This is a genomic window from Defluviimonas sp. SAOS-178_SWC, from assembly GCF_039830135.1.
Taxonomy (GTDB): domain Bacteria; phylum Pseudomonadota; class Alphaproteobacteria; order Rhodobacterales; family Rhodobacteraceae; genus Albidovulum.
This window is the reverse complement of record NZ_CP156081.1, coordinates 1,188,515-1,211,109: the sequence shown is the minus strand read 5'-3', so window position 1 is coordinate 1,211,109 and position 22,595 is coordinate 1,188,515. Positions and strand designations below refer to the sequence as shown.

The following is a 22,595-nucleotide window of genomic DNA, read 5'->3' as shown; positions in this document are numbered from 1 at the left end:
ATATTTGCCGCTAAGCCGCCGGAGCGATGTTGGGGTTGAGGCGGAAGAAATTCTGCGGGTCGTATTTCTTCTTCAACTCGCGCAGCCTTGGCAGGTTGACGCCGAACGACGTCTGCACCACGTCCTCGTCGCCTTCGGGGATATAGTTCAGATAGGCCCCACCAGAGCCGAAAGGCACCATCGCATCCGCCGCCTGACGCGCCCAGGCGATCTGCTCCGCATCCTGCGCGGCATCCGGCCACATCGGCAGGATGGCAACAAGGTAGTCGGACCCGCGCTGCGCAAAGGCCGTGGCATCGGCCGGCCGGCGCTTCACCTCGCCTCCGAAACACTCGATCAGCATCGCCGACCCCGGCACAGTCATGCCTTTGGACTGCTCTACAATCGTGTCGATCGCATCGTCGGTCAGTCCGTTCAGATAGGCGGATTTCCAGTAGTTGCGCGATCCCGGCAAATAGGCGGCGTCAAGCATCGACTGAAGCGCGGGGAACGGCATGACGTGCAGGTCGGCGACAAGCATCCCGCCGAGTTCCGTCAAGGGCTTGACCGCGCGCTCGCCGTCGGCCGGGTTCTCTCCGATCCAGCCGGGCACAAGCGCGGTCAGCGGTGTGCCGTCAGGCCCCCAAAGCAGCGCCGCGTAAACGGTAAGCTCCGCCGGTGCGGTGGCCATGAAGTCGCGATAGCCGCGCAAGACCCGGGCCGCATCGTCGCGCGGATAAGCGATCAGGCCACCAAAGATCATTGAGACCGGATGCGCCTGATAGAGGAAGGACGTGACCACGCCGAAGTTTCCGCCGCCACCGCGAATGGCCCAGAAAAGATCGGGGTTTTCCGTGGCGCTCGCCCGACGAAACTCTCCGTTCGCGGTCACCACATCCGCCTCGATCACGTTGTCGCCCGCCGTTCCGTACTTGCGCGCGAGCCAGCCGAAGCCGCCCCCGGTCGTCAATCCGCCGACGCCGGTCTGCGAGACGATGCCAAGCGGCACCGCAAGTCCATGAATATGCGTTTCGCGGTCGACATCGCCAAGTGTTGCGCCCCCCTGAACGCGTACGCGCCGGCTGTCAGGATCGACATGAACGCCCCGCATGCCGGACAGGTCGATCACCAGCCCGTCGTCACAAAGCGCACGCCCGCCGACATTGTGCCCTCCGCCCCTGACAGCGACGAGAATGTCGTTGTCGCGCGCGAAATTCACGGCGGCGATGACGTCGGCCGCCCCGACACAGCGCAAGATCGCGCCCGGATGCCGGTCGATCAGCGCGTTCCAGATCTGCCGGTCCTTCTCGTAGGTATCGTCACCGGGGCGAACAAGAGCGCCGCGCACCTGTCCGGCAAAGGCGTCGATCTTGTCCGGGGCGATCCTGGCGCCGGCACGGTTCTTCAGAGATGTACTGGTCATAGCTTACCCCCCTCTTGACACTGCGCTTGATCATTCCGGCGACTTCAGCGGCGTCCTACGGGCGGGCGCCGCAAGTTATCGAACTTTAGCGAAAAAGGAGCGAAAAGTCGCCGTGCCAAGCGGGTTCACGCTATGCGTGTTCCGCGCCCGTGCCCCGGACCAATGCCGGTTGCGCAACCAGGTCATTTCGCCAGCCTCAAGGGCAGGCCCGCGACCGAAAGCATTCGCGCTATCAGTGTGGGCGCACCCGCTGCAAAACGAATCGACAAGTTTTAGGACGTCCGTTTTCGGCCGCAGCCTTTGCGTGCTGGCCGATCAAATGAGAAAGGGCCGCAATCGCGGCCCTTCCCGTTCGGTCGCTTTGGGGCGAACGATTACATCATGCCGCCCATGCCGCCCATGTCGGGCATGCCGCCGCCGGCCGCGCCCTTCGGCTCCGGCTTGTCGGCGATCATCGCTTCGGTCGTGATCAGAAGACCCGCGATCGACGCCGCGTCTTCGAGCGCCGTGCGCGTCACCTTGGCCGGGTCGATCACGCCGAACTTGAACATGTCGCCATATTCTTCGGTCTGGGCGTTGAAGCCGTAGGCCGCATCCTTCGACTCGCGCACCTTGCCCGCGACGACAGCGCCGTCGACACCGGCGTTCTCGGCGATCTGGCGCAGCGGCGCTTCGAGCGCACGGCGCACGATGACGATGCCAGCATCCTGATCGGAGTTGGCGCCCTTGAGACCGTCGAGCGACTTGCCGGCCTGAACCAGAGCGACACCGCCGCCGACAATCACGCCTTCCTGAACGGCCGCACGGGTCGCGTTCAGCGCGTCGTCCACACGGTCCTTGCGCTCTTTCACTTCGACTTCGGTCATGCCGCCGACGCGGATCACGGCGACGCCGCCGGCGAGTTTCGCAACACGCTCCTGCAGCTTCTCGCGGTCGTAGTCGGAGGTGGTTTCCTCGATCTGGGTGCGGATCTGGGCGACGCGCGCTTCGATCTCGGCCTTTTCACCGGCGCCATCGACGATGGTGGTGTTGTCCTTGGTGATCGAGATCTTCTTGGCCTTGCCCAGCATGTCGATGCCGACATTCTCGAGCTTCATGCCGAGGTCTTCCGAGATCACCTGGCCACCGGTGAGGATCGCGATGTCCTGCAGCATGGCCTTGCGGCGGTCGCCGAAGCCCGGTGCCTTGACGGCGGCGATCTTCAGGCCACCGCGCAGCTTGTTGACGACGAGGGTCGCCAGCGCTTCGCCTTCGACGTCTTCCGCGATGATCAGGAGCGGCTTTTGCGACTGGATGACCGATTCCAGAAGCGGAACCATCGGCTGGAGCGAGGAGAGCTTCTTCTCGTGCAGCAGGATCATGCAGTCTTCGAGGTCCGCGACCATCTTGTCGGGGTTGGTCACGAAGTAGGGCGAGAGGTAGCCACGGTCGAACTGCATGCCCTCGACGACTTCGGTCTCGGTCTCAAGACCCTTGTTCTCTTCGACGGTGATGACGCCTTCGTTGCCGACCTTCTGCATCGCGTCGGCGATCTGGCGGCCGATTTCGGCTTCGCCGTTGGCCGAGATGGTGCCGACCTGCGCGACTTCCGCGCTGTCGTTGACCGGGCGCGCCGCTTTCTTGAGCGCCTCGACGACCTTCGCGGTCGCGAGGTCGATGCCGCGCTTGAGGTCCATCGGGTTCATGCCGGCGGCAACCGACTTCATGCCTTCCTTGACGATGGCCTGAGCGAGAACCGTCGCGGTCGTGGTGCCGTCACCGGCTTCGTCGTTGGTGCGGGAAGCGACTTCCTTCACCATCTGCGCGCCCATGTTCTCGAACTTGTCCGAGAGTTCGATTTCCTTGGCGACGGTCACGCCGTCCTTGGTGATGCGCGGGGCACCGAACGACTTGTCGATCACGACGTTGCGGCCTTTCGGGCCAAGCGTCACCTTCACCGCATCGGCGAGGATGTTGACGCCGCGCAACATGCGGTCACGGGCATCGCTGTCAAATTTGACGTCCTTAGCAGCCATTTTGCTTGCTCCTGGTTGTCTGGATTGGGATTTCGGTCAGCGGCGGTCTCAGGCGATGATGCCGAGAATGTCGCTTTCCTTCATGATCAGCATTTCGGTGCCGTCGACGGTCACTTCCGTGCCCGACCACTTGCCGAAAAGGATCCGGTCGCCCGTCTTGACCGACGGTGCGATCAGCTCGCCCGAATCCTTGCGCGCGCCCTCGCCCACGGCGACGACTTCGCCCTCGGCCGGCTTTTCCTTGGCGCTGTCTGGGATGATCAGACCACCCTTGGTCTTCTCGTCGCTTTCGACACGCTTGACCAGAACACGGTCATGAAGCGGTTTGAATGCCATCTGGTAACACTCCCTAGGTTCCAGGTTTGAATGCGGTTAGCACTCATCTAGATCGAGTGCTAACGCGGTGTAGTTAGGTCGGGCGCAAACCCGAGTCAACTCCCGCCTCGCGTAAAATTGCCCCGCCTTCGGCTTGGCCTCGCCATATGTGCATGCGAGGATGCCGGAGATATGAAACGCGAGTTCCGGAAGTGACGATGATCCGCGCCACCCTTCTCTGTCTTCTTCTGGTTCTGCCGGGCCGGATCGCCGATGCGGCCTGCGCCGGAACCGACCTCTGGCCGACGCTGCCGGACGCCGACCGCGCCGTGATCGAAGCCGCGGTTGACAGCATTCCCTACCCGCGCGGCAATTTCTGGCGCGCGACCCGGGGCGGCGAGGTGGTCCACCTCGTCGGCACCTACCATTTCGACGATCCGCGTCACGACGCGATCGCCGAACGCCTCGCCCCGATCATCGCTTCGGCAGAAACCCTCCTCGTCGAAGCCGGACCGGAGGAGCAGGAGCGGTTGAAATCCGAAATGGCCCGGCGTCCCGACAGGCTCTTTCTCGTCAGCGGTCCGACCCTGCCGGAACAACTGGAGAAGGCGGACTGGCAGGCCCTGGCATCCGCCATGCAGGCCCGCGGCATTCCCGCCTTCATGGCCTCGAAGATGCAGCCCTGGTATGTGTCGATGATGCTCGGCGTCCCGCCCTGCGCGATGACAGAGCTGGGTCAGGGCGCGCACGGGCTCGACCAGAGGGTCATCGAGATGGCTGAGGCGGCAGAGATCCCGGTCCGCGCGCTCGAACCCTATGACACGGTCTTCGGTCTTTTCGACACGATGGCCCCGAAGGCGCAGATCGACATGATCCTCACCACGCTCGCGATGGGCGATCGGGCCGAGGATTACAGCGCGACATTGACGGCCGCCTATTTCAACGAAGATGTCCGCATCACCTGGGAACTTGGCCGGCTTGCCGCCTATGCCATGCCCGGAGCGACGACCGAAAGCGTCGATGCCGACATGGCCGAGATGGAAGAGGCGCTGATGAACCGGCGGAACCGGTCCTGGCTTCCGGTGATCGAGGCGGCTTCGGCGCAAGGCCCGACCTTCGTCGCCTTCGGCGCCCTCCATCTCTCGGGCCAGGACGGCGTGTTGGCATTGATGGAGCGGGCGGGATTCACAGTTGAACGGCTGACGTTCTGACGGTCCGCCCCCATTCGGAAGCCGCGTGGCCAAAAGCCGGCTCTGCGCCCCGTGACAACCCCGCCCGCAGCGCCTATAAGGCGCGCGATTTCCCCATCTCCGACGGATGACGCACATGATCAAAGTCTTTGGCCACAAATCCCCCGACACCGATTCCACCGGATCGCCCATCATCTGGGCCTGGTACCTGACGGAGGTGAAGGGCACGCCCGCGAAGCCGGTCCTTCTTGGCGAGCCGAATACCGAGGCGGCTTTCGTCCTGAAACGCTGGAACCTCGACAAGCCCGAGATCATCGCCGATGTGGCCGCAGGCGATACCTGCGTCGTCGTCGACACCAACAACCCGGCCGAACTTCCCGCTTCGATCAACGAGGCGAATGTCGTCCAGATCATCGACCACCACCTTCTGGCCGGCGGGTTGAAGACCAAGGGCCCGATCGACATCACCATCCGCCCGCTCGCCTGCACCGCGACCATCATGCACGACCTTATGGGCGGCGACGCGGCGAAGATGCCGGAGGCGATCAAATGCGCGATGCTGTCCTGCATCCTTTCCGACACGCTGGAATTCCGCTCGCCCACCACGACCGCGCATGACCGCGCCGTGGCTGAGGATCTCGCCCGCCAGCTCGGCATCTCGATCCCCGATTACGCGTCGGAACTGTTTGCCGCGAAGTCCGACGTCTCGGCGTTTTCCGACGCGGAACTCCTGCGGATGGATTCGAAGGAATACAACGTCGCCGGCAAGGAACTGCGGGTTTCGGTGCTGGAGACGACCGCGCCGAAAGTGGTTCTCGACCGCAAGGACAGCCTGATGAAGTCCATGACCGACGTCGCCAGGGAAGACGGCGCCGATCAGGTCCTTCTTTTCGTCGTCGACATCCTCAAGGAGGAGGCGACCCTGCTCGTGCCGAACGATCTGGTCAAACAGATGGCCGAAGCCTCGTTCGGCGCCAAGGTCAGCGGCGACACGGTCGTCCTGCCCGGCATCATGAGCCGCAAGAAGCAAATTATCCCGGCCTTGAAACTCTGACGTCTCCCGCGCGTTACAGAAGGGCGCCTTCGGGCGCCCTTTCCTTTCCCGACGCCGTGCGTCGGCCCTAGTGAAGCCCAGGAGGCAAGCAAATGACCCGGATCATCCAGTCGCTGTCAGACGTTTCCGATGGCTACGAGACGCTTTTCTGCGACCTCTGGGGCTGCCTGCACAACGGCCGTGCCCCCTTCCCCGCCGCGGTCGCCACGTTGCAATCCTTCCGCGCCGGTGGTGGCCATGTCGTCCTGCTAACCAACGCGCCGCGCCCCAACGGCTTTGTGGAAACACAGCTCGACCGGATGGGCGTGCCGCGCGACGCCTGGGACCTGATCGTGTCGTCCGGCGACGCGGCGCAGGCGGCCATGTTCTCGGGCGCGGTCGGGCGGAAGGTCTATCATCTGGGGCCCGAAAAGGACCTCGGCTTCTTCACCGACATCCCGGCCGAGTTCGCAGACGAACCGGAGATCGTCCGCGTCCCTCTGGACGCGGCCGAGGGGATCGTCTGCACCGGTCCGTTCAACGATCTCACGGAAACGCCGGAAGATTATCGGGCGACGCTTCTTTATGCGAAGACAAAGGGGCTGAAGCTTCTGTGCAGCAACCCCGACCTGGTCGTCGACTACGGCGACAAGCGCATCTATTGCGCCGGTGCCATCGCCGCCCTCTACGACGAGATGGGGGGCGAAAGCCTCTATTACGGCAAGCCTCATCCGCCGATCTACGATCTCGCGCGGCGGCGGCTTGCAGCGACCGGGCAGGACGCCCGTAACGACCGCATCCTCGCCCTCGGGGATGGCATCAACACCGACATTCAAGGCGGTATCGGCGAGGGGGTCGACACGCTGTTCGTCACCGGCGGCCTCGCGGGAGAGGCGTTCGGCCCGGATGTCGAGGCGCCTGATGCCGGGCTTCTGGAAAGCTGGCTCGACGAACGGCAGCTTTCGCCGACCTACAGTATTGGCCGTCTGCGTTAGTTTATGACCGGTCCGCAACAATATTTCATATTTTTGTCGATTTTGGCCCGATAATTACCCGAAGCCATTGCGCTATCCGGCCGCATGTCTTATGCTGCACTGCAACATGACCAGCCGGGATTCGCGATGATGCTCGACAACTTGCCGCGCGGAACAATCTGCATCGAAGACCTGGAGATCGGGATGACCCGCTATCTTCAGAAGACCGTCACCGACCGCGACATCGAGATGTTCGCGGAAGTGTCGACCGACCGCAACCCGGTGCACCTCGACGACGATTACGCCCGCGACACGATCTTCGAGGGGCGTATCGCGCACGGGATGCTGACGGCCGGCCTTATCTCGGCGGTCATCGGCGAGCAGCTTCCGGGGCATGGCACAGTCTATCTCGGCCAGTCGCTGAAATTCATGGCGCCGGTGCGCCCCGGCGACACGGTCTATGCCGAGGTCAAGGTCACCGCGATCGACCATGCCCGGCGCCGGGTCACCCTTGAAACCCACTGCGCGGTGGGCGATACGGTTGTGCTGAAAGGCGAGGCGGTGGTTCTGGCGCCAAGCCGCAAGTTCGACTGACGCGGCGGGCGCTCCCGCCAGACGGGGGCAGATGCGCATTCACGAGCATTGGAACGGGATTGAACCGTCCGACCGGGGGGCCTCGGTGGCGATGGGCAATTTCGACGGTGTGCATCTTGGCCACCAGGCGGTGATCGACCTCGCGCGCAAGGGGCAGGCGCCGCTCGGCATCGTCACGTTCGAACCCCATCCACGCCAGTTCTTCGCCCCCGACGCCCCGCCCTTCCGGCTCATGAATGCCGAGGCGCGGACGCATCGGTTGGAAAAGCTTGGCGTGACGCAGCTTTACGAACTGCCGTTCGATGCGGCACTGGCGGGAATGGAGGCCGGGGCCTTCGTCGCCGACGTCCTCGTTGCCGGGATCGGCGTTGCCCATGTCACGGTCGGGGCGGATTTCTGCTTCGGCAAGGGCCGCAAGGGTAACGTGGAAACGCTGCGCAATGCCGGTCGCCGGCACGGCTTCGGCGTCACCATCGCGGAGCTTGTCGCGCAGGACGGCGAGGAGATCTCGTCGACCGCGATCCGCGCCGCGCTGAGCGAGGGCCGCCCCCGCGACGCGGCCCGGATGCTCGGCCACTGGCACCGGATCGAAGGCGCGGTGATGCATGGCGACAAGCGCGGCAAGGATCTGGGCTTTCCGACGGCGAATATGGGGGTCGAGGGGCTGCATCTGCCGAAGCTCGGCGTCTACGCCGTCAAGATCGACATCCTTACCGGACCGCATCAGGGCAGCTACGATGGCGCGGCAAGCCTCGGCGTGCGGCCGATGTTCGGAGAGAACCAGCCGAACCTCGAAACCTACATCTTCGATTTCTCCGGCGGCATCTACGGCGAGCACCTCTCGGTCGCCCTGATCGATTATCTGAGGCCCGAGATGAAGTTCGACGGGCTGCCGGACCTCATCAAACAGATGAATGCCGATTGTGACCGGGCGCGGACAATCCTCACCACGCTCTGACACCCCTTTCCTTTCGCACCTCACTCGGCCAATCTCGCCCCCCATGAAACACGATATTCCCCGCGACGGGCTTCGGCCCGGCTTCTGGAAGCGCCCGCTGAACACGCTGACCCCGCGGGAATGGGAGGCGCTTTGCGACGGCTGCGGCAAGTGCTGCCTGAACAAGCTCGAGGACGCCGATACCGGCGAGGTCTTCTTCACCCGCATCTCCTGCCGCCTTCTCGACACCGAAACCTGTCGCTGCGGCCAGTACGAGGAACGCAAGCGCTTCGTGCCGGAATGTGTCGTCCTCAGCCCCAAGACCATCGCCGAGGTCGCCTACTGGATGCCCTCGACCTGCGCCTACCGGCTGCGCCACGAAGGCAAGCCGCTCTACGACTGGCATCCGCTGATCTCGGGCGATCCCGAAAGCGTCGAGAAGGCGGGCGAATCCGTGCGGGGCTGGACCCTGCCCGAGTTCGAAATCCCGGAAGAAGACTGGGAAGACCATATCATCGAGGACCTCTGATGGAATTCGCCTCAGACAATTCCTCGGGCGTCGCGCCCGAGATCATGGCCGCGCTGAGCGCGGCCAATGCCGGCTACGCCCCGTCCTACGGCACCGATCCGGCGATGGACCGGGTGCGGGCGCTGATCCGCGAGATCTTCGAGGCGCCGGCGGCAGAGGTTTACCTCGTCAACAACGGCACGACCGCGAATTCCCTGTCGCTGGCCACCTATTGCCCGCCCTGGGGCGCGGTTTATTGCCACGACACCGCCCATGTCGAGGTCGACGAATGCGGCGCGCCGGAATTCTTCATCGGCGGCGGCAAGCTGGTCAAGGTGCCGGGCGCGGACGGCAAGATGACGCCGGACGCGCTGAGGCAGGCGATCGACGCGACGCCGCATGGCTTCGTCCATTCGGTGCAGCGCGCGATCGTCACGCTCACCAACACGACCGAGGCGGGCACGATCTATTCCGTCGCCGAGACCGCCGCGCTCTGCGCCGTTGCCAAGGATTACGGCCTGCCCGTCCATCTCGACGGCGCGCGTTTTGCCAACGCGCTCGTCGCCACGAATGCCAGCCCCGCCGAGATGAGTTGGAAGGCCGGCGTCGACATCCTGTCCTTCGGCGGCACCAAGAACGGCTGTATGGGGGTCGAGGCCGTGGTGCTTTTCGATCCGAAGAAGGCGTGGGAATTCGAGCTGCGCCGCAAGCGCGGCGGGCATCTCTTTTCCAAGCACCGCTACCTTTCGGCGCAGATGGAGGCCTATCTGACCGACGGTCTCTGGCTGCGCCTCGCGCGCGACGCCAATGCCCGCGCGGCATCGCTGGAGGCGGCGATCCTGTCGCTGCCCGGGGCCAGCCTGCTTTATCCGCGCGAGGCGAACATGGTCTTCGCCTACCTGCCGCGCGGCACACACCGCCGGGCGATGGACGCGGGCGCGCACTACTATCTCTGGCCGCATGACGAGACGCTGGACGGCCCCGGCGATCAGCCGGTCAGCGCCCGCTTCGTCTGTTCCTGGTGCACGAGCGACGCCGATATCGAGGCTTTCGCCGGGATCATCCGCGGTCGAGATTGACGCCGATCAGCCCTGCCGTCTCGTCCGGATGGGTGATCGGCACCATATGGGCCGCGCCCGGCACGGTGGCCACCCCCACATCCGGAAGCCGCGCCGCGATCTCCTCGGCGATGCGCTCGACGATCGCCGGGGAGCGATCGCCGCGGATCAGGAGGACCGGCATCTCGAGGCATTCAAGCCCGCCGGGTTCCAGGATGCCGCCGCTGTCGTCGTAAAGCGCGCGGTTCCCGGCGGCGACAAGCGCGATGCGACGGGTGATGTCGGCGCGGCTGTTCGCACTCATCCGCGCCCAGTCGACGCCGGTGCCCCAGACCCGCGTGAAGGCTTCTGCCGCCGCCTCCGCCCGGCCCTCCACCATCGCCGCCTCGAACGCGGCCATCTCCAGTTGGTGGTCCTCCCATTCCGGGAAGCCCTTGGCGGCGGCGAACAGAACCGGTTCGATCAGCGTCAGGGTTCGGATCGCCTCCGGTGCGGCGATGGCGAGGTTGAGCGCCGCCACTGCGCCGAAAGAATGGCCGACAAGGTCGACGGGCGTCTCGATGAAGCTGGCCGCGATGCGGGTCGAGAGGTTGAGAAGGTCGCCCTCTCCGTTCCAGTCGCCGGACTTCCCGTGGCCCGGCAGGTCGAACGCGGTCAGCGTCAGCCGGTCTGCAAGCCGATCCGCGACCCCCGTCCAGGCCCCCGAACCGGCCAGAGAACAATGGATTGCCAGCGCCGGCCGCGCCCCGTGGCCGCTGACCTGCCAGAAGGTCGGATGCCCCGCCCTGGCACCGAGCGGCATCAGAGCTTGCCCGCCAGATGCAGGTCGAGATCCTCGAGACGGTCCTGCCCAAAGAAGCGCTGACCGCAATCGGTGATGTAGAAGGGCGAGCCGAAGACGCCCTTGCCCACCGCTTCCTCAAGGTTGTTGGCATAGGTCTCGGCCCCCATCAGCAGGCCGCTGTCGGCAAGGCGCGCCTCGAATCCATGCGCTGTCAGTAGGTCGCGCACGGTGTCGTCCTGAGAGATGTCGCGCTCCTCGGCCCAGCAGGCGCGCAACACGCCGTGGACCAGCCCGCCGAGATCACCGCCCGCCCCCTTCGCCATTGCGGCCTGCGCGGCAATGATCGCATAGGACGAGGGCGCCGCATTGGCGGGCCAGAACATCGGTTGCGGGTTGATCTTCATCCCGGCCTTCTTCGCCTGACGCGCGATCTCTTGCAGCCGGTACTCCTTGCGGCTGTCGTGCCGGTCCTTCAGCGCGGTGCCGCCGGTCCGGCCAAAAAGGGCGCCGATGTCGAGGGGCTTGTAGGTGATCGTCGCGCCATGTCTGGCCGCGATTTCCTCCAGCCGCGTCCCGGCGAGATAGGTGAAGGGCGAGATCGTCGAGAAATAGTAGTCGATATGTGGCATCGGCGCATCTCCTAGAGGTTTGCGGGGAAGCTAGCCGGGTGGTAAGCGGGAGGCAACGTCACGAATCCGTCATCCGGCGCGGGCCCGCGGCCCACCCCCACGACAAGGACCCTACGATGGCCAACATGACCGAACCGAAGCTCATCGCCGGTAATTCGAACCGACCGCTTTCGAACGCGATCGCAAGGCGGATGTCGATGCACCGGGGAATGAGCGTCGGGCTCGTCGATGCCCGGGTGGAACGTTTCAACGATCAGGAGATCTTCGTCGAGGTCTTCGAGAACGTCCGCGGCGAGGACATGTACATCATCCAGTCGACCTCGAACCCCGCGAACGACAACCTGATGGAGCTTCTGATCATGACCGACGCGCTGAAGCGGTCGTCGGCCAGCAGGATTACCGCCGTCATCCCCTATTTCGGCTATGCCCGCCAGGACCGCCGCGCCAAGGCGCGGACCCCGATCTCGGCCAAGCTCGTGGCGAACCTCATCGCCGGGGCCGGTGTCGACCGGGTTCTGACGATGGACCTGCATGCCGCCCAGATCCAGGGTTTCTTCGACATTCCGGTGGACAACCTCTACGCCGCGCCGATTTTCGCGCTCGATATCGAGCACCACTTCAAGGGCAAGCTCGATCAGGTGACGGTCGTCTCCCCAGACGTCGGCGGCGTGGCGCGGGCGCGCGAGCTTGCCCAGCGGATCGGCTGCGGGCTCGCCATCGTCGACAAGCGGCGGGTGAAGGCCGGCGAAATCGCGGAAATGACGGTGATCGGCGACGTCTCGGGCCAGACCTGCATCATCGTCGACGACATCTGCGACACGGCCGGCACGCTCTGCAAGGCGGCCGAGGTGCTCATACAGGGCGGCGCGAGCGAGGTTCATTCCTACATCACCCACGGCGTCCTGTCGGGCCCGGCAGTGGAACGTGTGACGAATTCGGTGATGAAAAGCCTTGTCATCACCGACTCGATCGAGCCGACCGAGGCGGTGAAGAAGGCCAAGAACATCCGCATCGTTCCGACTGCGCCGATGTTCGCCCAGGCGATCATGAACATCTGGTCCGGCACATCCGTCTCGTCGCTCTTCGACGCCGAGACGCTGAGTCCGATCTACGAGGGCATGTATTCGCGGGGGTGATCATCTCCCGCGCCTCGCCTCAGGGCGCGCGCGGTCCGTTCATTCCGTCCGGGCGAGTGTGCAGGTCATCGTCGTGCCGTCCGGGTCCGGCTCCCGGTAGGTGGCCTCATCGCCCTTGATCCAGATCGAACGCCCAAAGCTCCCCTCATACTTCGACCCCGACCCTGTCGGTGAAAGCGATCCGGTATCGACCGCGTCGCCGCGTTCGAAGCGGACGCTCGGCAAGGTCGTGTCGAAGAAGTAGGTCACGACCTCGTTGGCCGGATTGCCGTCACAGGCCCAGAAGGCGACGGAGGTCGGCTTTTCCAGCAACCACTGCGCGACAAGCTCCCCTTCGCGGCGAAGATAGGCGGCCTCCACGCAGGCTTTCAGATCGTCCGCCTTCCAGCAATCGTCGCGGCCCTTGACCCAGCCGCGCTGATAGGCCCGCAACGCGTCTTCCGCCTGCTGCGCGCCTGCGCCAAGGCTCTTGGCCACGGCGAGCGCAGCCGCATATCGGTCAGCAACGCGCCTGTCGAGCTGGGCAAGTCCGGCATCGGCGCAGACCAGCTTCTCCGCATCGCTCTCCGCTTTCGCGCAGTCGAAGGCGGGACCGTCCTGACCAGAAGCCGGGGTGACGGACAGCAGGCTGAAGATCGCAAGACCGCGAAACATGAACCTCTTCCTTCCGGTTGGCGTGAGTCACCTCGGGATCTCGACAGTATCTTCCGATGCTAGCGATGTTCCGCGACCGATCAAGGGACTGACATGCGCGCGGGACACTTGCCAGGTTGCGTATTCGCCCTATACATCGCCGCCGTTTCGCTTTAGGTGCCGTCATTCGCCGCGCCGGGGCGTTCTCCCCCGCTTCCGGGCCGAAGGCGCGGTTCCCGCCCGCGATCCCGGGCCGATCCTGAAAGACGACATGATGACCAAGACCCCGACCCTGATCCGGCCCCTGGCCGACGCGCTGGCCGAGCGCGGCTATGCCGTGCTGACCCCGGTGCAGGAGGCGGTGACGCAGGAAGGACACGGGGACGCGGACCTTCTCGTCTCGGCCCAGACCGGTTCGGGCAAGACCGTGGGCTTCGGCCTGGCCATCGCGCCGACGGTCCTGGAGGGCGAGGAGAGCTTTGGACCGGCCGGGGCGCCGCTCGCCCTCGTCATCGCGCCGACACGCGAGCTTGCGCTTCAGGTCAAGCGAGAGCTTGGCTGGCTTTACGCTCTGACCGGCGCCACCGTGGCCTCCTGCGTCGGTGGCATGGACATGCGCGACGAACGCCGGGCGCTTGACCGGGGCGCCCATATCGTCGTCGGCACGCCGGGGCGCCTGCGGGACCATATCCAGCGCGGATCGCTCGACATGACGGCGATACGGGCGGTCGTGCTCGACGAGGCCGACGAGATGCTTGACCTCGGCTTCCGCGAGGACCTCGAATTCATCCTCGGCGAGGCACCCGAGACCCGCCGCACGCTGATGTTCTCGGCCACGGTGCCGAAAGCCATCGCGATGCTGGCGCAGAAGTACCAGAAGGACACGGTCCGCATCACCACGGGCGGCGAACGCAGCCAGCACGCCGATATCGACTACCGGGCGATGCAGGTCGCCACCCACGATGTCGAACACGCCATCGTCAACGTCCTGCGCTTCTACGAAGCCCAGAACGCCATCGTCTTCTGCAACACCCGCGCCACCGTGAATCGCCTGACAACGCGTCTTTCGAACCGCAGTTTCTCGGTCGTGGCGCTTTCGGGCGAACTGAGCCAGTCGGAACGCACCCATGCGCTTCAGGCGATGCGCGACGGGCGCGCACGGGTCTGCGTCGCCACGGATGTCGCCGCACGCGGGATCGACCTGCCCAATCTCGACCTGGTGATCCACGCCGAACTGCCATCGAACGGAGAGACGTTGCTCCACCGCTCGGGCCGCACCGGCCGCGCCGGCCGCAAGGGCGTCAGCGCCCTCATCGTGCCGAAGAACGCCCGGCGCAAGGCCGAGGGCGTGTTGCGGTTCGCAAAGGTCACGGCGGAATGGGTCGATGCGCCCTCGGCCGAGGCGGTGCGGCTGAAGGACGAGGAGCGGCTCTTGTCCGATCCGGTCTGGACCGAGGCGGTGACGGAGGGCGACGCTACCTTTGCCGCGCGGCTTCTCGACCTGCACGGGGCCGAGCGCATCGCGGCGGCCTTCGTCAAGGCCTGGCGCGACCGGCACTCCGCGCCCGAGGAACTGGCATCCGTCGATGCCCCGCCACGCGCCGCGCAAAACTTCGGGCCGAGCCGCTGGTTCGCGATCTCGGTCGGGCGGGCGGATCGGGCCGAGCCGCGCTGGATCCTGCCGATGCTCTGCCGCGCCGGGAACCTCGGCCGCGAGGATGTCGGCGCGATCCGGGTGCAGGAGACGGAAACCTTCGTCGAAGTGCTCGCCTCGCGCGCGCCGGCCCTTCTGGCGGCCGTGGGCGCCGGCGGAAAGCTCGAAGGTGCCGCGGTGCTCAGGGCGCTCGACGAGCCGCCCTTCGCGCCACGCGGGCCGGCACCGGCCCCGGAGGCGCGGCCTGTGGCCGAACCGGCGAAGCGGCCGGACAGGAAGCCGGACGGGTGGAAAGCGAAGCCGAAAGGTCGCCACATCGCTCAGGAGGTTGCGGCCGAGCACGGGCTTCTCCCCGAACCGCAGGCTCCTGGCCCGAAGGCAAAACCGGCAGGAAAGAAACCGCATCGCAAGGGTACCGGCCCGGCAACCAAGGCCGCGGCCCCGAAAGGCGGAAAGGCGCCGCGCAAGCCTGCAAAGGCGGCTCATCGCAAGGGCGGCATGGCCCCGCCGCGCCGCGGGCGGAGCTGAGCGCCGTCCTAGTCGATCACCCAGTCGTCGTCGCTGGCGACCTCTCCGATCGCCAGCCAATCCGCGCGGACACGGGCAACGCGGGTGTCGCCCCAGGTGCGGAAAACGATGACGAAACCTTCGGGATTGACCATCTCGGCCGAAATGTCGGCCCGCTGGTTGGTCTTCTGGTCCATGTCCCACATCGAGATCGAGACATGGACGACCGGCTCGGCCCTGAACGGTTCGGAGAACTCGACGATCCGCCGCAATTCTCGCGGGCCATTGCCGGTCCACATCGCACCGCCGTCCTGGTAATCGGAAAACAGCACGATGGACCCGCGCTCGACCCCCGTCAGATGACTGCTCAGCCGTCGCATCCAAACCCCTCGGCGTTTCGACCATCTAAGCCCGGCGGGACGCGGCGGAAAAGCGGAAAATCCCCGGCGGTCGGCAGGATCTGGCTGTGGAGGAATTCCACCATTCCCGCACAGGGAGAGTTAACGTAAGGTAAGTGCACTTCCGCCGGTTTCCGGTCACCGAGTCGATTTTGGCCGGGGCCGCGGTGGGGGGGTGTGTTTTCAAGCAAACCCATTTGAGGAGGATGTGAGATGCCTGATGGCGATCTTATCTCGATCAACGACCTTCCCTGTTGCCCTGAAATCGCGAAAGAGCCCTGCTGCGAGCGGCTGCGCATTTCCTACCGGCTGACCAACCGGCAACTCGACGTGCCGGTGGAAATCACCATCGTCGCCGAACTGGAGCGCTGCCCGGGGCCGATGTCGCTGGGCGACGTGGTCTATTCGACAACCCTGCTGCCGGGCGAAAAGGTCCGGCTCTACACCTCGACCCGGAACAACCGCTTCACCTACGACGCGGAGTCCGAGGTCAGCTACCGGCATGAACAGTCGTCGGAGGAGACGTATTATATGCGGTCGATGGACCGCTACATGTCCGACCTGACGGTGACCGACAGCGGCTCGGCCTCGTCCTCGTCGCATTCGGATTTCGAGACGGATGTGGACGGCTCCTATGCCTCGATCGGTTTCGCCGGCGGCGGCAGCGTCAACGTGGAGGGCGACTTCAACTCGCGCAGTTCGTCGTCGTTCCTGCGGCAATTGTCGAGCCACGCGCAATCATCGCATGACCGGTCGGTCCAGGCGACGCGGGCGGCCAATTCGGTACAGATGGGCGAAGTGCAGAGCCGGTCCCATGCCGAAGGCGAGAGCGAAAGCGCCTATGAGGCCTCGACCCGGACCTTCGAGAACAAGAACCAGTGCCACGCCGTGACCTATTTCGCCTATCCGCTGGTGAAGAAGCAGACGCTGCGGTTCCGCATCGTCGCGGTGCTGCGCCGGGTGGTCGACGCGGCGGCGTCGAGTGCGGTCGAGGCGCGGCCCGTCCGGCCGGCGACCGGCGTCAAGGTGCTGCCGAACGGCATCCTCGCCACCCAGACCGCGCGGCTCGACGTGCAGACGGCGGGGCGGACCTCGGCGGCGGCGCAGCAGGCGAATGTCGTCTCGGGCGTCGGCTCGATCGGCATCGGCGGGTTTGCCGGTCTGACCGCGGTCGCCTCGCCCTTCCGGGTCGCGACCAATGTGCAGCCGGTTCCGGCGGACGTGCAGGACCGGGTACTAAAGAAGGTCGACGACGATCTCGTGAAGGAAGGCATTCTGGCCAAGGCCGGGTCGGACGAGGTGGGCGCGAAGCTTGCCGCCGAGCTGAGCTTCGAACGCACCTACTGCCTGCCGACGCAGGGCATCGTGGTCAAGGGCTGCCTCGACAAGTGCAACACCTGCGAGGAGGAGCGGCAGAAGTCGATGCAACTCGACCTCGTGCACAAGGATCTGATGAACCAGTTGCTCGCCAAGCAGATCCAGCTTCTGGAGAAAAGCCAGGAATACCGGTGCTGTCCGGTTGGCGAGGCGGAAACGGACGAAGTTTAACCCTCGATGCGCGAGACACAAGCGGCCCCTCTCCGGGGCCGCTTGGCACGGGTCCTGTGACTGCCCCCGGTTGAAATGGGCGCGTCCATCGGATGGCCGAAGGGGCGCAATTTCGGGAAGGGGTTTTCAGAAATGAGAACGGCCCCCGCGAGGGAGCCGTCTGTTCGCGCATTCGAAGGGCGGCGCCTTACGAGATGCCGATGTGATCGCCCATCGCCACCATGTCGGCGAGAAGCTTGGCCGCGTCGTCGACGAGGTCGTGATGCCCCGCCTCCTTGGCCACCCGAAGCCCCTCTTCCGCGCGGGCCACGAACCGCTTCACCACGTCAGACGTCACCTCGCTGACATGCAGCGCCTCCTCGGCGAGAAGCGTCGTGCCGTCGCCGGAGATCTCGGCAAAACCGCCGGTCACCGCGTAGTCGTCGGTCCCGCCGTCGGCCTTGACGATCCTGAGGATGCCCGGACGCAGCGTCGTGATCAGCGGCGCATGCCCCGGCATTGCGGTCAGGTCACCGGCCGCGCCCGGAATGCGGACCTCGCGCGCCTGAACGGAGGCGAGCCGCCGTTCAGGGCTGACGAGATCGAACTGCATCGTATCGGCCATGTTGCCCCCTTACGCCGCGTCTGCGGCCAGACGCTGCGCCTTGGCTTTCACTTCCTCGATGTCGCCAACCATGTAGAAGGCGCCCTCGGGCAGGTGATCGTATTCGCCGGCAACCACGGCCTTGAAGGACGCGATGGTCTTTTCGAGCGGCACCTGGACGCCGTCGGAGCCGGTGAATACCTTCGCCACGTCGAACGGCTGCGAAAGGAAGCGCTGGATCTTCCGGGCGCGGGCCACGGTCAGCTTGTCCTCTTCGGAGAGTTCGTCCATGCCGAGGATGGCGATGATGTCCTGCAGCGACTTGTAGCGCTGAAGGATACCCTGCACGTCGCGGGCGACGTTGTAGTGCTCTTCGCCGACGACGGCCGGGTCGAGGATTCGGCTCGTGGAGTCCAAGGGGTCAACGGCCGGGTAGATGCCGAGTTCGGAGATCGCGCGCGACAGAACCGTGGTGGCGTCGAGGTGGGCGAACGAGGTCGCCGGCGCCGGGTCGGTAAGGTCGTCGGCCGGAACGTAGATGGCCTGAACCGAGGTGATCGAGCCCGCCTTGGTCGAGGTGATGCGCTCCTGCATCGCGCCCATGTCGGTCGCGAGCGTCGGCTGGTAGCCCACGGCCGAAGGAATACGGCCGAGAAGCGCGGACACTTCCGAACCCGCCTGGGTGAAGCGGAAGATGTTGTCGACGAAGAACAGAACGTCGGTGCCCGACTGGTCGCGGAACTGCTCGGCCAGCGTCAGACCCGACAGGGCGACGCGCATCCGGGCCCCCGGCGGCTCGTTCATCTGACCGTAGACAAGGGCCACTTTCGACTTTTCCAGATCGTCCGGAACGATAACGCCCGACTCGATCATCTCGTGATAAAGGTCGTTGCCCTCACGGGTCCGCTCGCCCACGCCGGCGAAGACCGAGAAGCCCGAGTGCACCTTGGCGATGTTGTTGATCAGTTCCATGATCAGAACCGTCTTGCCCACGCCGGCGCCGCCAAAGAGGCCGATCTTGCCGCCCTTCGAATAGGGCGCGAGAAGGTCGATGACCTTGATGCCGGTGACGAGGATTTCCGACGAGGTCGACTGGGCGGAGAATTCCGGCGCCGGCTGGTGGATGGCGCGGGTTTCCTTGGCCTTGACCGGGCCCTTTTCGTCCACCGGCTCGCCGATGACGTTGAGGATGCGGCCGAGCGTCGGGTTGCCGACCGGAACCGAGATCGGCTCGCCGAGGTCGGTCACCGCGGCGCCGCGAACGAGGCCTTCGGTCGCGTCCATCGCGACGGTGCGCACGGTGTTCTCGCCGAGGTGCTGGGCGACCTCGAGAACCAGCCGCTTGCCGTTGTTGTCGGTTTCAAGCGCGTTCAGAATCGCCGGAAGGTGATCGTCGAACTGCACGTCGACGACAGCGCCAATGACTTGCGTCACCCGGCCGGTCGCCTTCGTGGCAGCTGCTTTCGGTGCTCTTGCCATCTTGGTTTCTCCGGTTTCGTCAGAGCGCCTCGGCGCCCGAAATGATTTCGATAAGCTCTTTGGTGATCGCGGCCTGGCGCGAGCGGTTGTACTGGATCGTCAACCGGTCGATCATCTCGCCCGCGTTGCGCGTCGCGTTGTCCATCGCGCTCATCCGGGCGCCCTGTTCGGAAGCGCCGTTCTCGAGAAGGGCCGTGAAGACCTGGGTCGCGACACCGCGCGGCAGAAGGTCGGCGAGGATGCCTTCCTCGGACGGCTCGTAGTCGTAGAGCGTCGAGGCGCCGGCGCTTTCGTCGAAGACGGCCGGGATCACCTGCTGCGCGGTCGGGACCTGGCTGATCACCGACTGGAAGCGGTTGAAGAAGAGCGTCGCCACGTCGAACTCGCCCGCCTCGAAGCGCTGGATCAGGTCGCGTGCGATGGCTTGTGCATTGTCATAGCCCACGCGCTTGACCTCGGAGAGATCGACATGGGCGACGAAATGCTTGCCAAGGTCGCGCTTGAGTTGTTCGCGGCCCTTCTTACCGACGGTGAGGATCTTCACCGTCTTGCCCATTGACAGAAGCTCGTTCGCCTTCGCACGGGCAAGCCGGACGATGGTCGAGTTGAAGCCGCCGCACAGGCCGCGTTCGGCTGTCATCACCACCAGAAGGTGGGTCTGATCCTTGCCGGTCCCCGACAGAAGCCGGGGCGCGGAGTCCGATCCGCCGACCGAGGTGGCGAGGCCGGACATGACCGCGGTCATCCGCTCGGCGTAAGGACGCGCGGCCTCGGCCGCGTCCTGGGCGCGGCGGAGCTTGGCCGCCGCGACCATCTGCATGGCCTTCGTGATCTTCCGCGTCGACTTGACGCTTCCGATCCTGTTTTTCAGGTCCTTAAGGCTGGGCATATCCCTGTCCTTCCCTCCCGCGCGTTACGCGAAGGTCTTGGCGAATTCGTCCAGGCTCGCGCGGATCTTGTCCTCGGCCTCACCCTTGATCTTCGGATCTTCCTTGGTGATCCAGTCAAGAAGGGCCTTGCCATTGGTGCGCAGGTGCTTGAGGAGCCCCGCCTCGTACCGGCCGACATCCTTGACGGCGATATTGTCGAGGTAGCCCTTGGTGCCGGCGAAGATGACGCAGACGATCTCGGCGTTGGTCAGCGGAGAATACTGCGGCTGCTTCATCAGCTCGGTCAGGCGCGCGCCACGGTTCAGCAGCTTCTGGGTCGCCGCGTCGAGGTCGGAACCGAACTGCGCGAAGGCCGCCATTTCGCGGTACTGCGCAAGCTCAAGCTTCACCGGGCCCGCGACCGACTTCATCGCGTTGGTCTGCGCGGACGAGCCCACGCGCGACACCGAAAGGCCGGTGTTCACGGCCGGACGGATCCCCTGGTAGAAGAGTTCCGTCTCAAGGAAGATCTGGCCGTCGGTGATCGAGATCACGTTGGTCGGAATGAAGGCCGACACGTCGCCGCCCTGGGTTTCGATGATCGGCAGCGCCGTCAGCGACCCCGCGCCGTTGTCCTCGTTCAACTTCGCCGAACGCTCCAGAAGACGGGAGTGCAGGTAAAAGACGTCGCCCGGATAGGCTTCGCGTCCGGGCGGACGGCGGAGCAGCAGCGACATCTGGCGGTAGGCCACGGCCTGCTTGGAGAGGTCATCGTAGATGATCAGCGCGTGGCGGCCGTTGTCACGGAAGTATTCCGCGATGGCGGTCGCCGAATAGGGCGCCAGGAACTGCATAGGCGCCGGGTCGGACGCGGTCGCCGCGACGACGATCGAGTAGTTGATCGCGCCCGTCTCTTCCAGCTTCTTCACGAGCTGGGCGACGGTCGAGCGCTTCTGGCCGATCGCGACGTAGACGCAGTAGAGCTTCTTCGACTCGTCGTCGCCGGCGGCCTCATTATAGCTCTTCTGGTTCAGGATCGTGTCGAGCGCGATCGCGGTCTTGCCGGTCTGGCGGTCGCCGATGATCAGCTCGCGCTGGCCCCGGCCGACCGGGATCATGGCGTCGACCGACTTGAGGCCGGTCGCCATCGGCTCGTGCACCGATTTGCGCGGGATGATGCCGGGCGCCTTGACGTCGGCGACGGCGCGCTTCTTGGTCTTGATCGGACCCTTGCCGTCGATCGGGTTGCCGAGACCGTCGACGACGCGGCCGAGAAGCTCGTCACCGACCGGCACGTCCACGATGGACTTGGTGCGCTTGACGGTGTCGCCTTCCTTGATCGAACGGTCGTCGCCGAAGATAACGATACCGACGTTGTCCACTTCGAGGTTGAGCGCCATCCCGCGGATGCCGCCGGGGAATTCGACCATCTCGCCGGCCTGGACGTTGTCGAGGCCGTGGACGCGCGCAATACCGTCACCGACCGACAGGACGCGGCCGACTTCGGCCACTTCCGCTTCCTGACCGAAGTTCTTGATCTGCTCCTTAAGGATCGCAGAGATCTCGGCTGCCTGGATTCCCATTATCCGACCTCTTTCATAGCATTCTGGAGGGAAGCGAGCTTCGAGCGGATCGAGGTGTCGATCATCTTCGAGCCCACTTTGACGATAAGTCCGCCGATGAGGCTTTCATCAACGGTGGTATTGAGCTTGACGGTCTTGCCGACCGTCTTCTTCAGCGACGCGGCCAGCTTGTCCGACTGCGCCTTGGTCAGCGCGGCGGCGGCGGTCACGTCGGCGGTCACCTCGCCCTTCTCTTCGGCGATCATCGCCTGAAGGGACGACAGAAGCTGCGGCAGGACGAAGAGGCGGCGGTTCGAGGCCATGAGGCCGAGCGTGCCGGCAAGCGTCGCCGAAAGCTTCATCTTCTTTGCAAGCGCCGCCATCGCCTTGGCCTGGTCGTCGCGGGAATAGACCGGCGATGCGATGACGGCGCGCAGTTCGGCGCTGTCATTCAATGCGCCGCCCAGCGCCGTAATGTCGGCTTCCAGCGCCGCGAGCCCCTTGGCTTCCTTGGCGAGTTCAAACACGGCCGTCGCATAGCGTCCGGCGATCCCTGCGGATATCGAAGCTGGTTCGGACACGTCCACCCTTCCGATTGTTCTGTCCCATCGCCTCTTTGTCAGGTCAGAGGCCACCCATGGCGTGCACTGTAGGCGCACGTCTGAATTCGGCGCGGGTGTAGCAGAGGCGTTCGAGCCTCGCAACCGCCTTGGTGAACTAATTGGGAACCGGGAAATCGTGCCTTTTCAGGCATTTCGCCGCCGTGCGGCAAAGTGCGGCATTTCCG

General features: G+C 65.1%; 22 protein-coding genes. 10 read left to right on the top strand and 12 right to left on the bottom strand.

Annotation, left to right across the window (positions count from 1 at the left end):
• Window positions 1-10: 10 nt before the first annotated feature.
• The 3 genes from V5734_RS06735 to groES form a co-directional block, all read right to left on the bottom strand.
• Window positions 11-1,402, bottom strand: coding sequence for an FAD-binding oxidoreductase (locus V5734_RS06735; RefSeq protein ID WP_347312737.1), 1,392 nt, complete (start codon window positions 1,400-1,402; stop codon window positions 11-13).
• A 374-nt stretch (window positions 1,403-1,776) separates the two neighbouring features.
• Window positions 1,777-3,417, bottom strand: a complete 1,641-nt coding sequence (gene groL, locus V5734_RS06730; RefSeq protein WP_347312736.1) for a chaperonin GroEL — start codon at window positions 3,415-3,417, stop codon at window positions 1,777-1,779.
• 48 nt (window positions 3,418-3,465) lie between these two features.
• On the bottom strand, window positions 3,466-3,753 hold the full coding sequence (gene groES / locus V5734_RS06725) for a co-chaperone GroES (RefSeq protein ID WP_347312735.1): 288 nt from the start codon (window positions 3,751-3,753) through the stop codon (window positions 3,466-3,468).
• Window positions 3,754-3,950: 197 nt separating this feature from the next.
• Here groES and V5734_RS06720 point away from each other — a divergent pair, with 197 nt between their 5' ends.
• From V5734_RS06720 to V5734_RS06690, 7 genes are all read left to right on the top strand, one after another.
• Window positions 3,951-4,943, top strand: a complete 993-nt coding sequence (locus V5734_RS06720; RefSeq protein WP_347312734.1) for a TraB/GumN family protein — start codon at window positions 3,951-3,953, stop codon at window positions 4,941-4,943.
• Window positions 4,944-5,058: 115 nt separating this feature from the next.
• Window positions 5,059-5,976, top strand: a complete 918-nt coding sequence (locus V5734_RS06715; RefSeq protein WP_432759669.1) for a manganese-dependent inorganic pyrophosphatase — start codon at window positions 5,059-5,061, stop codon at window positions 5,974-5,976.
• 92 nt (window positions 5,977-6,068) lie between these two features.
• The gene (locus V5734_RS06710) at window positions 6,069-6,950 is read left to right on the top strand and encodes a TIGR01459 family HAD-type hydrolase (RefSeq protein ID WP_347312732.1); all 882 of its coding nucleotides are present in this window, start codon (window positions 6,069-6,071) and stop codon (window positions 6,948-6,950) included.
• Between the two features lie 129 nt (window positions 6,951-7,079).
• On the top strand, window positions 7,080-7,523 hold the full coding sequence (locus V5734_RS06705; protein ID WP_347313586.1) for a MaoC family dehydratase: 444 nt from the start codon (window positions 7,080-7,082) through the stop codon (window positions 7,521-7,523).
• 31 nt (window positions 7,524-7,554) lie between these two features.
• Window positions 7,555-8,481 carry a bifunctional riboflavin kinase/FAD synthetase gene (locus tag V5734_RS06700; RefSeq protein ID WP_347312731.1) on the top strand — a complete coding sequence of 309 codons (927 nt, stop codon included), beginning with the start codon at window positions 7,555-7,557 and terminating at the stop codon, window positions 8,479-8,481.
• 43 nt (window positions 8,482-8,524) lie between these two features.
• Complete coding sequence (locus V5734_RS06695; protein WP_347312730.1) at window positions 8,525-8,989, top strand: YcgN family cysteine cluster protein; 465 nt, start codon at window positions 8,525-8,527, stop codon at window positions 8,987-8,989.
• Window positions 8,989-10,047, top strand: a complete 1,059-nt coding sequence (locus V5734_RS06690) for a threonine aldolase family protein (protein ID WP_347312729.1) — start codon at window positions 8,989-8,991, stop codon at window positions 10,045-10,047. The genes V5734_RS06695 and V5734_RS06690 overlap by 1 nt, the downstream gene beginning before the upstream one ends.
• Here V5734_RS06690 and V5734_RS06685 read toward each other — a convergent pair.
• Together V5734_RS06685 and V5734_RS06680 are read right to left on the bottom strand one after the other, a co-directional pair.
• On the bottom strand, window positions 10,028-10,828 hold the full coding sequence (locus tag V5734_RS06685) for an alpha/beta fold hydrolase (protein WP_347312728.1): 801 nt from the start codon (window positions 10,826-10,828) through the stop codon (window positions 10,028-10,030). The two genes, V5734_RS06690 and V5734_RS06685, sit on opposite strands and share 20 nt — an antisense overlap.
• Window positions 10,828-11,439 carry a 2-hydroxychromene-2-carboxylate isomerase gene (locus V5734_RS06680; RefSeq protein WP_347312727.1) on the bottom strand — a complete coding sequence of 204 codons (612 nt, stop codon included), beginning with the start codon at window positions 11,437-11,439 and terminating at the stop codon, window positions 10,828-10,830. Before V5734_RS06680 ends, V5734_RS06685 begins: the two co-directional genes overlap by 1 nt.
• Window positions 11,440-11,555: 116 nt before the next feature.
• On the opposite strand from V5734_RS06680, the gene V5734_RS06675 reads away from it, so the two are divergent.
• Complete coding sequence (locus tag V5734_RS06675; RefSeq protein ID WP_347312726.1) at window positions 11,556-12,575, top strand: ribose-phosphate pyrophosphokinase; 1,020 nt, start codon at window positions 11,556-11,558, stop codon at window positions 12,573-12,575.
• Between the two features lie 39 nt (window positions 12,576-12,614).
• Here the strand turns inward: V5734_RS06675 and V5734_RS06670 are convergent, their stop codons facing one another.
• Window positions 12,615-13,229, bottom strand: a complete 615-nt coding sequence (locus V5734_RS06670) for an MliC family protein (RefSeq protein ID WP_347312725.1) — start codon at window positions 13,227-13,229, stop codon at window positions 12,615-12,617.
• 253 nt (window positions 13,230-13,482) lie between these two features.
• Here V5734_RS06670 and V5734_RS06665 point away from each other — a divergent pair, with 253 nt between their 5' ends.
• Window positions 13,483-15,390, top strand: coding sequence for a DEAD/DEAH box helicase (locus tag V5734_RS06665; protein ID WP_347312724.1), 1,908 nt, complete (start codon window positions 13,483-13,485; stop codon window positions 15,388-15,390).
• Window positions 15,391-15,398: 8 nt separating this feature from the next.
• Here the strand turns inward: V5734_RS06665 and V5734_RS06660 are convergent, their stop codons facing one another.
• A complete protein-coding gene (locus tag V5734_RS06660; RefSeq protein ID WP_347312723.1) occupies window positions 15,399-15,749 on the bottom strand; it encodes an H-type lectin domain-containing protein in 351 nt (116 codons plus the stop codon).
• A gap of 231 nt (window positions 15,750-15,980) precedes the next feature.
• On the opposite strand from V5734_RS06660, the gene V5734_RS06655 reads away from it, so the two are divergent.
• Window positions 15,981-17,315, top strand: a complete 1,335-nt coding sequence (locus V5734_RS06655) for a hypothetical protein (protein WP_347312722.1) — start codon at window positions 15,981-15,983, stop codon at window positions 17,313-17,315.
• A 187-nt stretch (window positions 17,316-17,502) separates the two neighbouring features.
• On the opposite strand, the gene V5734_RS06650 is transcribed toward V5734_RS06655, so the two are convergent.
• The 5 genes from V5734_RS06650 to V5734_RS06630 are packed head-to-tail and all read right to left on the bottom strand — an operon-like array spanning window position 17,503 to window position 22,389.
• Window positions 17,503-17,919: a F0F1 ATP synthase subunit epsilon gene (locus V5734_RS06650; protein WP_347312721.1), complete on the bottom strand. Its 417-nt coding sequence runs from the start codon at window positions 17,917-17,919 to the stop codon at window positions 17,503-17,505.
• A gap of 9 nt (window positions 17,920-17,928) precedes the next feature.
• A complete protein-coding gene (gene atpD, locus V5734_RS06645; RefSeq protein ID WP_347312720.1) occupies window positions 17,929-19,377 on the bottom strand; it encodes a F0F1 ATP synthase subunit beta in 1,449 nt (482 codons plus the stop codon).
• Window positions 19,378-19,396: 19 nt separating this feature from the next.
• On the bottom strand, window positions 19,397-20,266 hold the full coding sequence (locus V5734_RS06640; RefSeq protein ID WP_347312719.1) for a F0F1 ATP synthase subunit gamma: 870 nt from the start codon (window positions 20,264-20,266) through the stop codon (window positions 19,397-19,399).
• Between the two features lie 24 nt (window positions 20,267-20,290).
• Complete coding sequence (atpA, locus tag V5734_RS06635) at window positions 20,291-21,829, bottom strand: F0F1 ATP synthase subunit alpha (protein WP_347312718.1); 1,539 nt, start codon at window positions 21,827-21,829, stop codon at window positions 20,291-20,293.
• Entirely contained in the window at window positions 21,829-22,389 is a 561-nt protein-coding gene (locus tag V5734_RS06630) for a F0F1 ATP synthase subunit delta (RefSeq protein ID WP_347312717.1), read from the bottom strand. Before V5734_RS06630 ends, atpA begins: the two co-directional genes overlap by 1 nt.
• Between the last annotated feature and the right edge of the window lie 206 nt (window positions 22,390-22,595).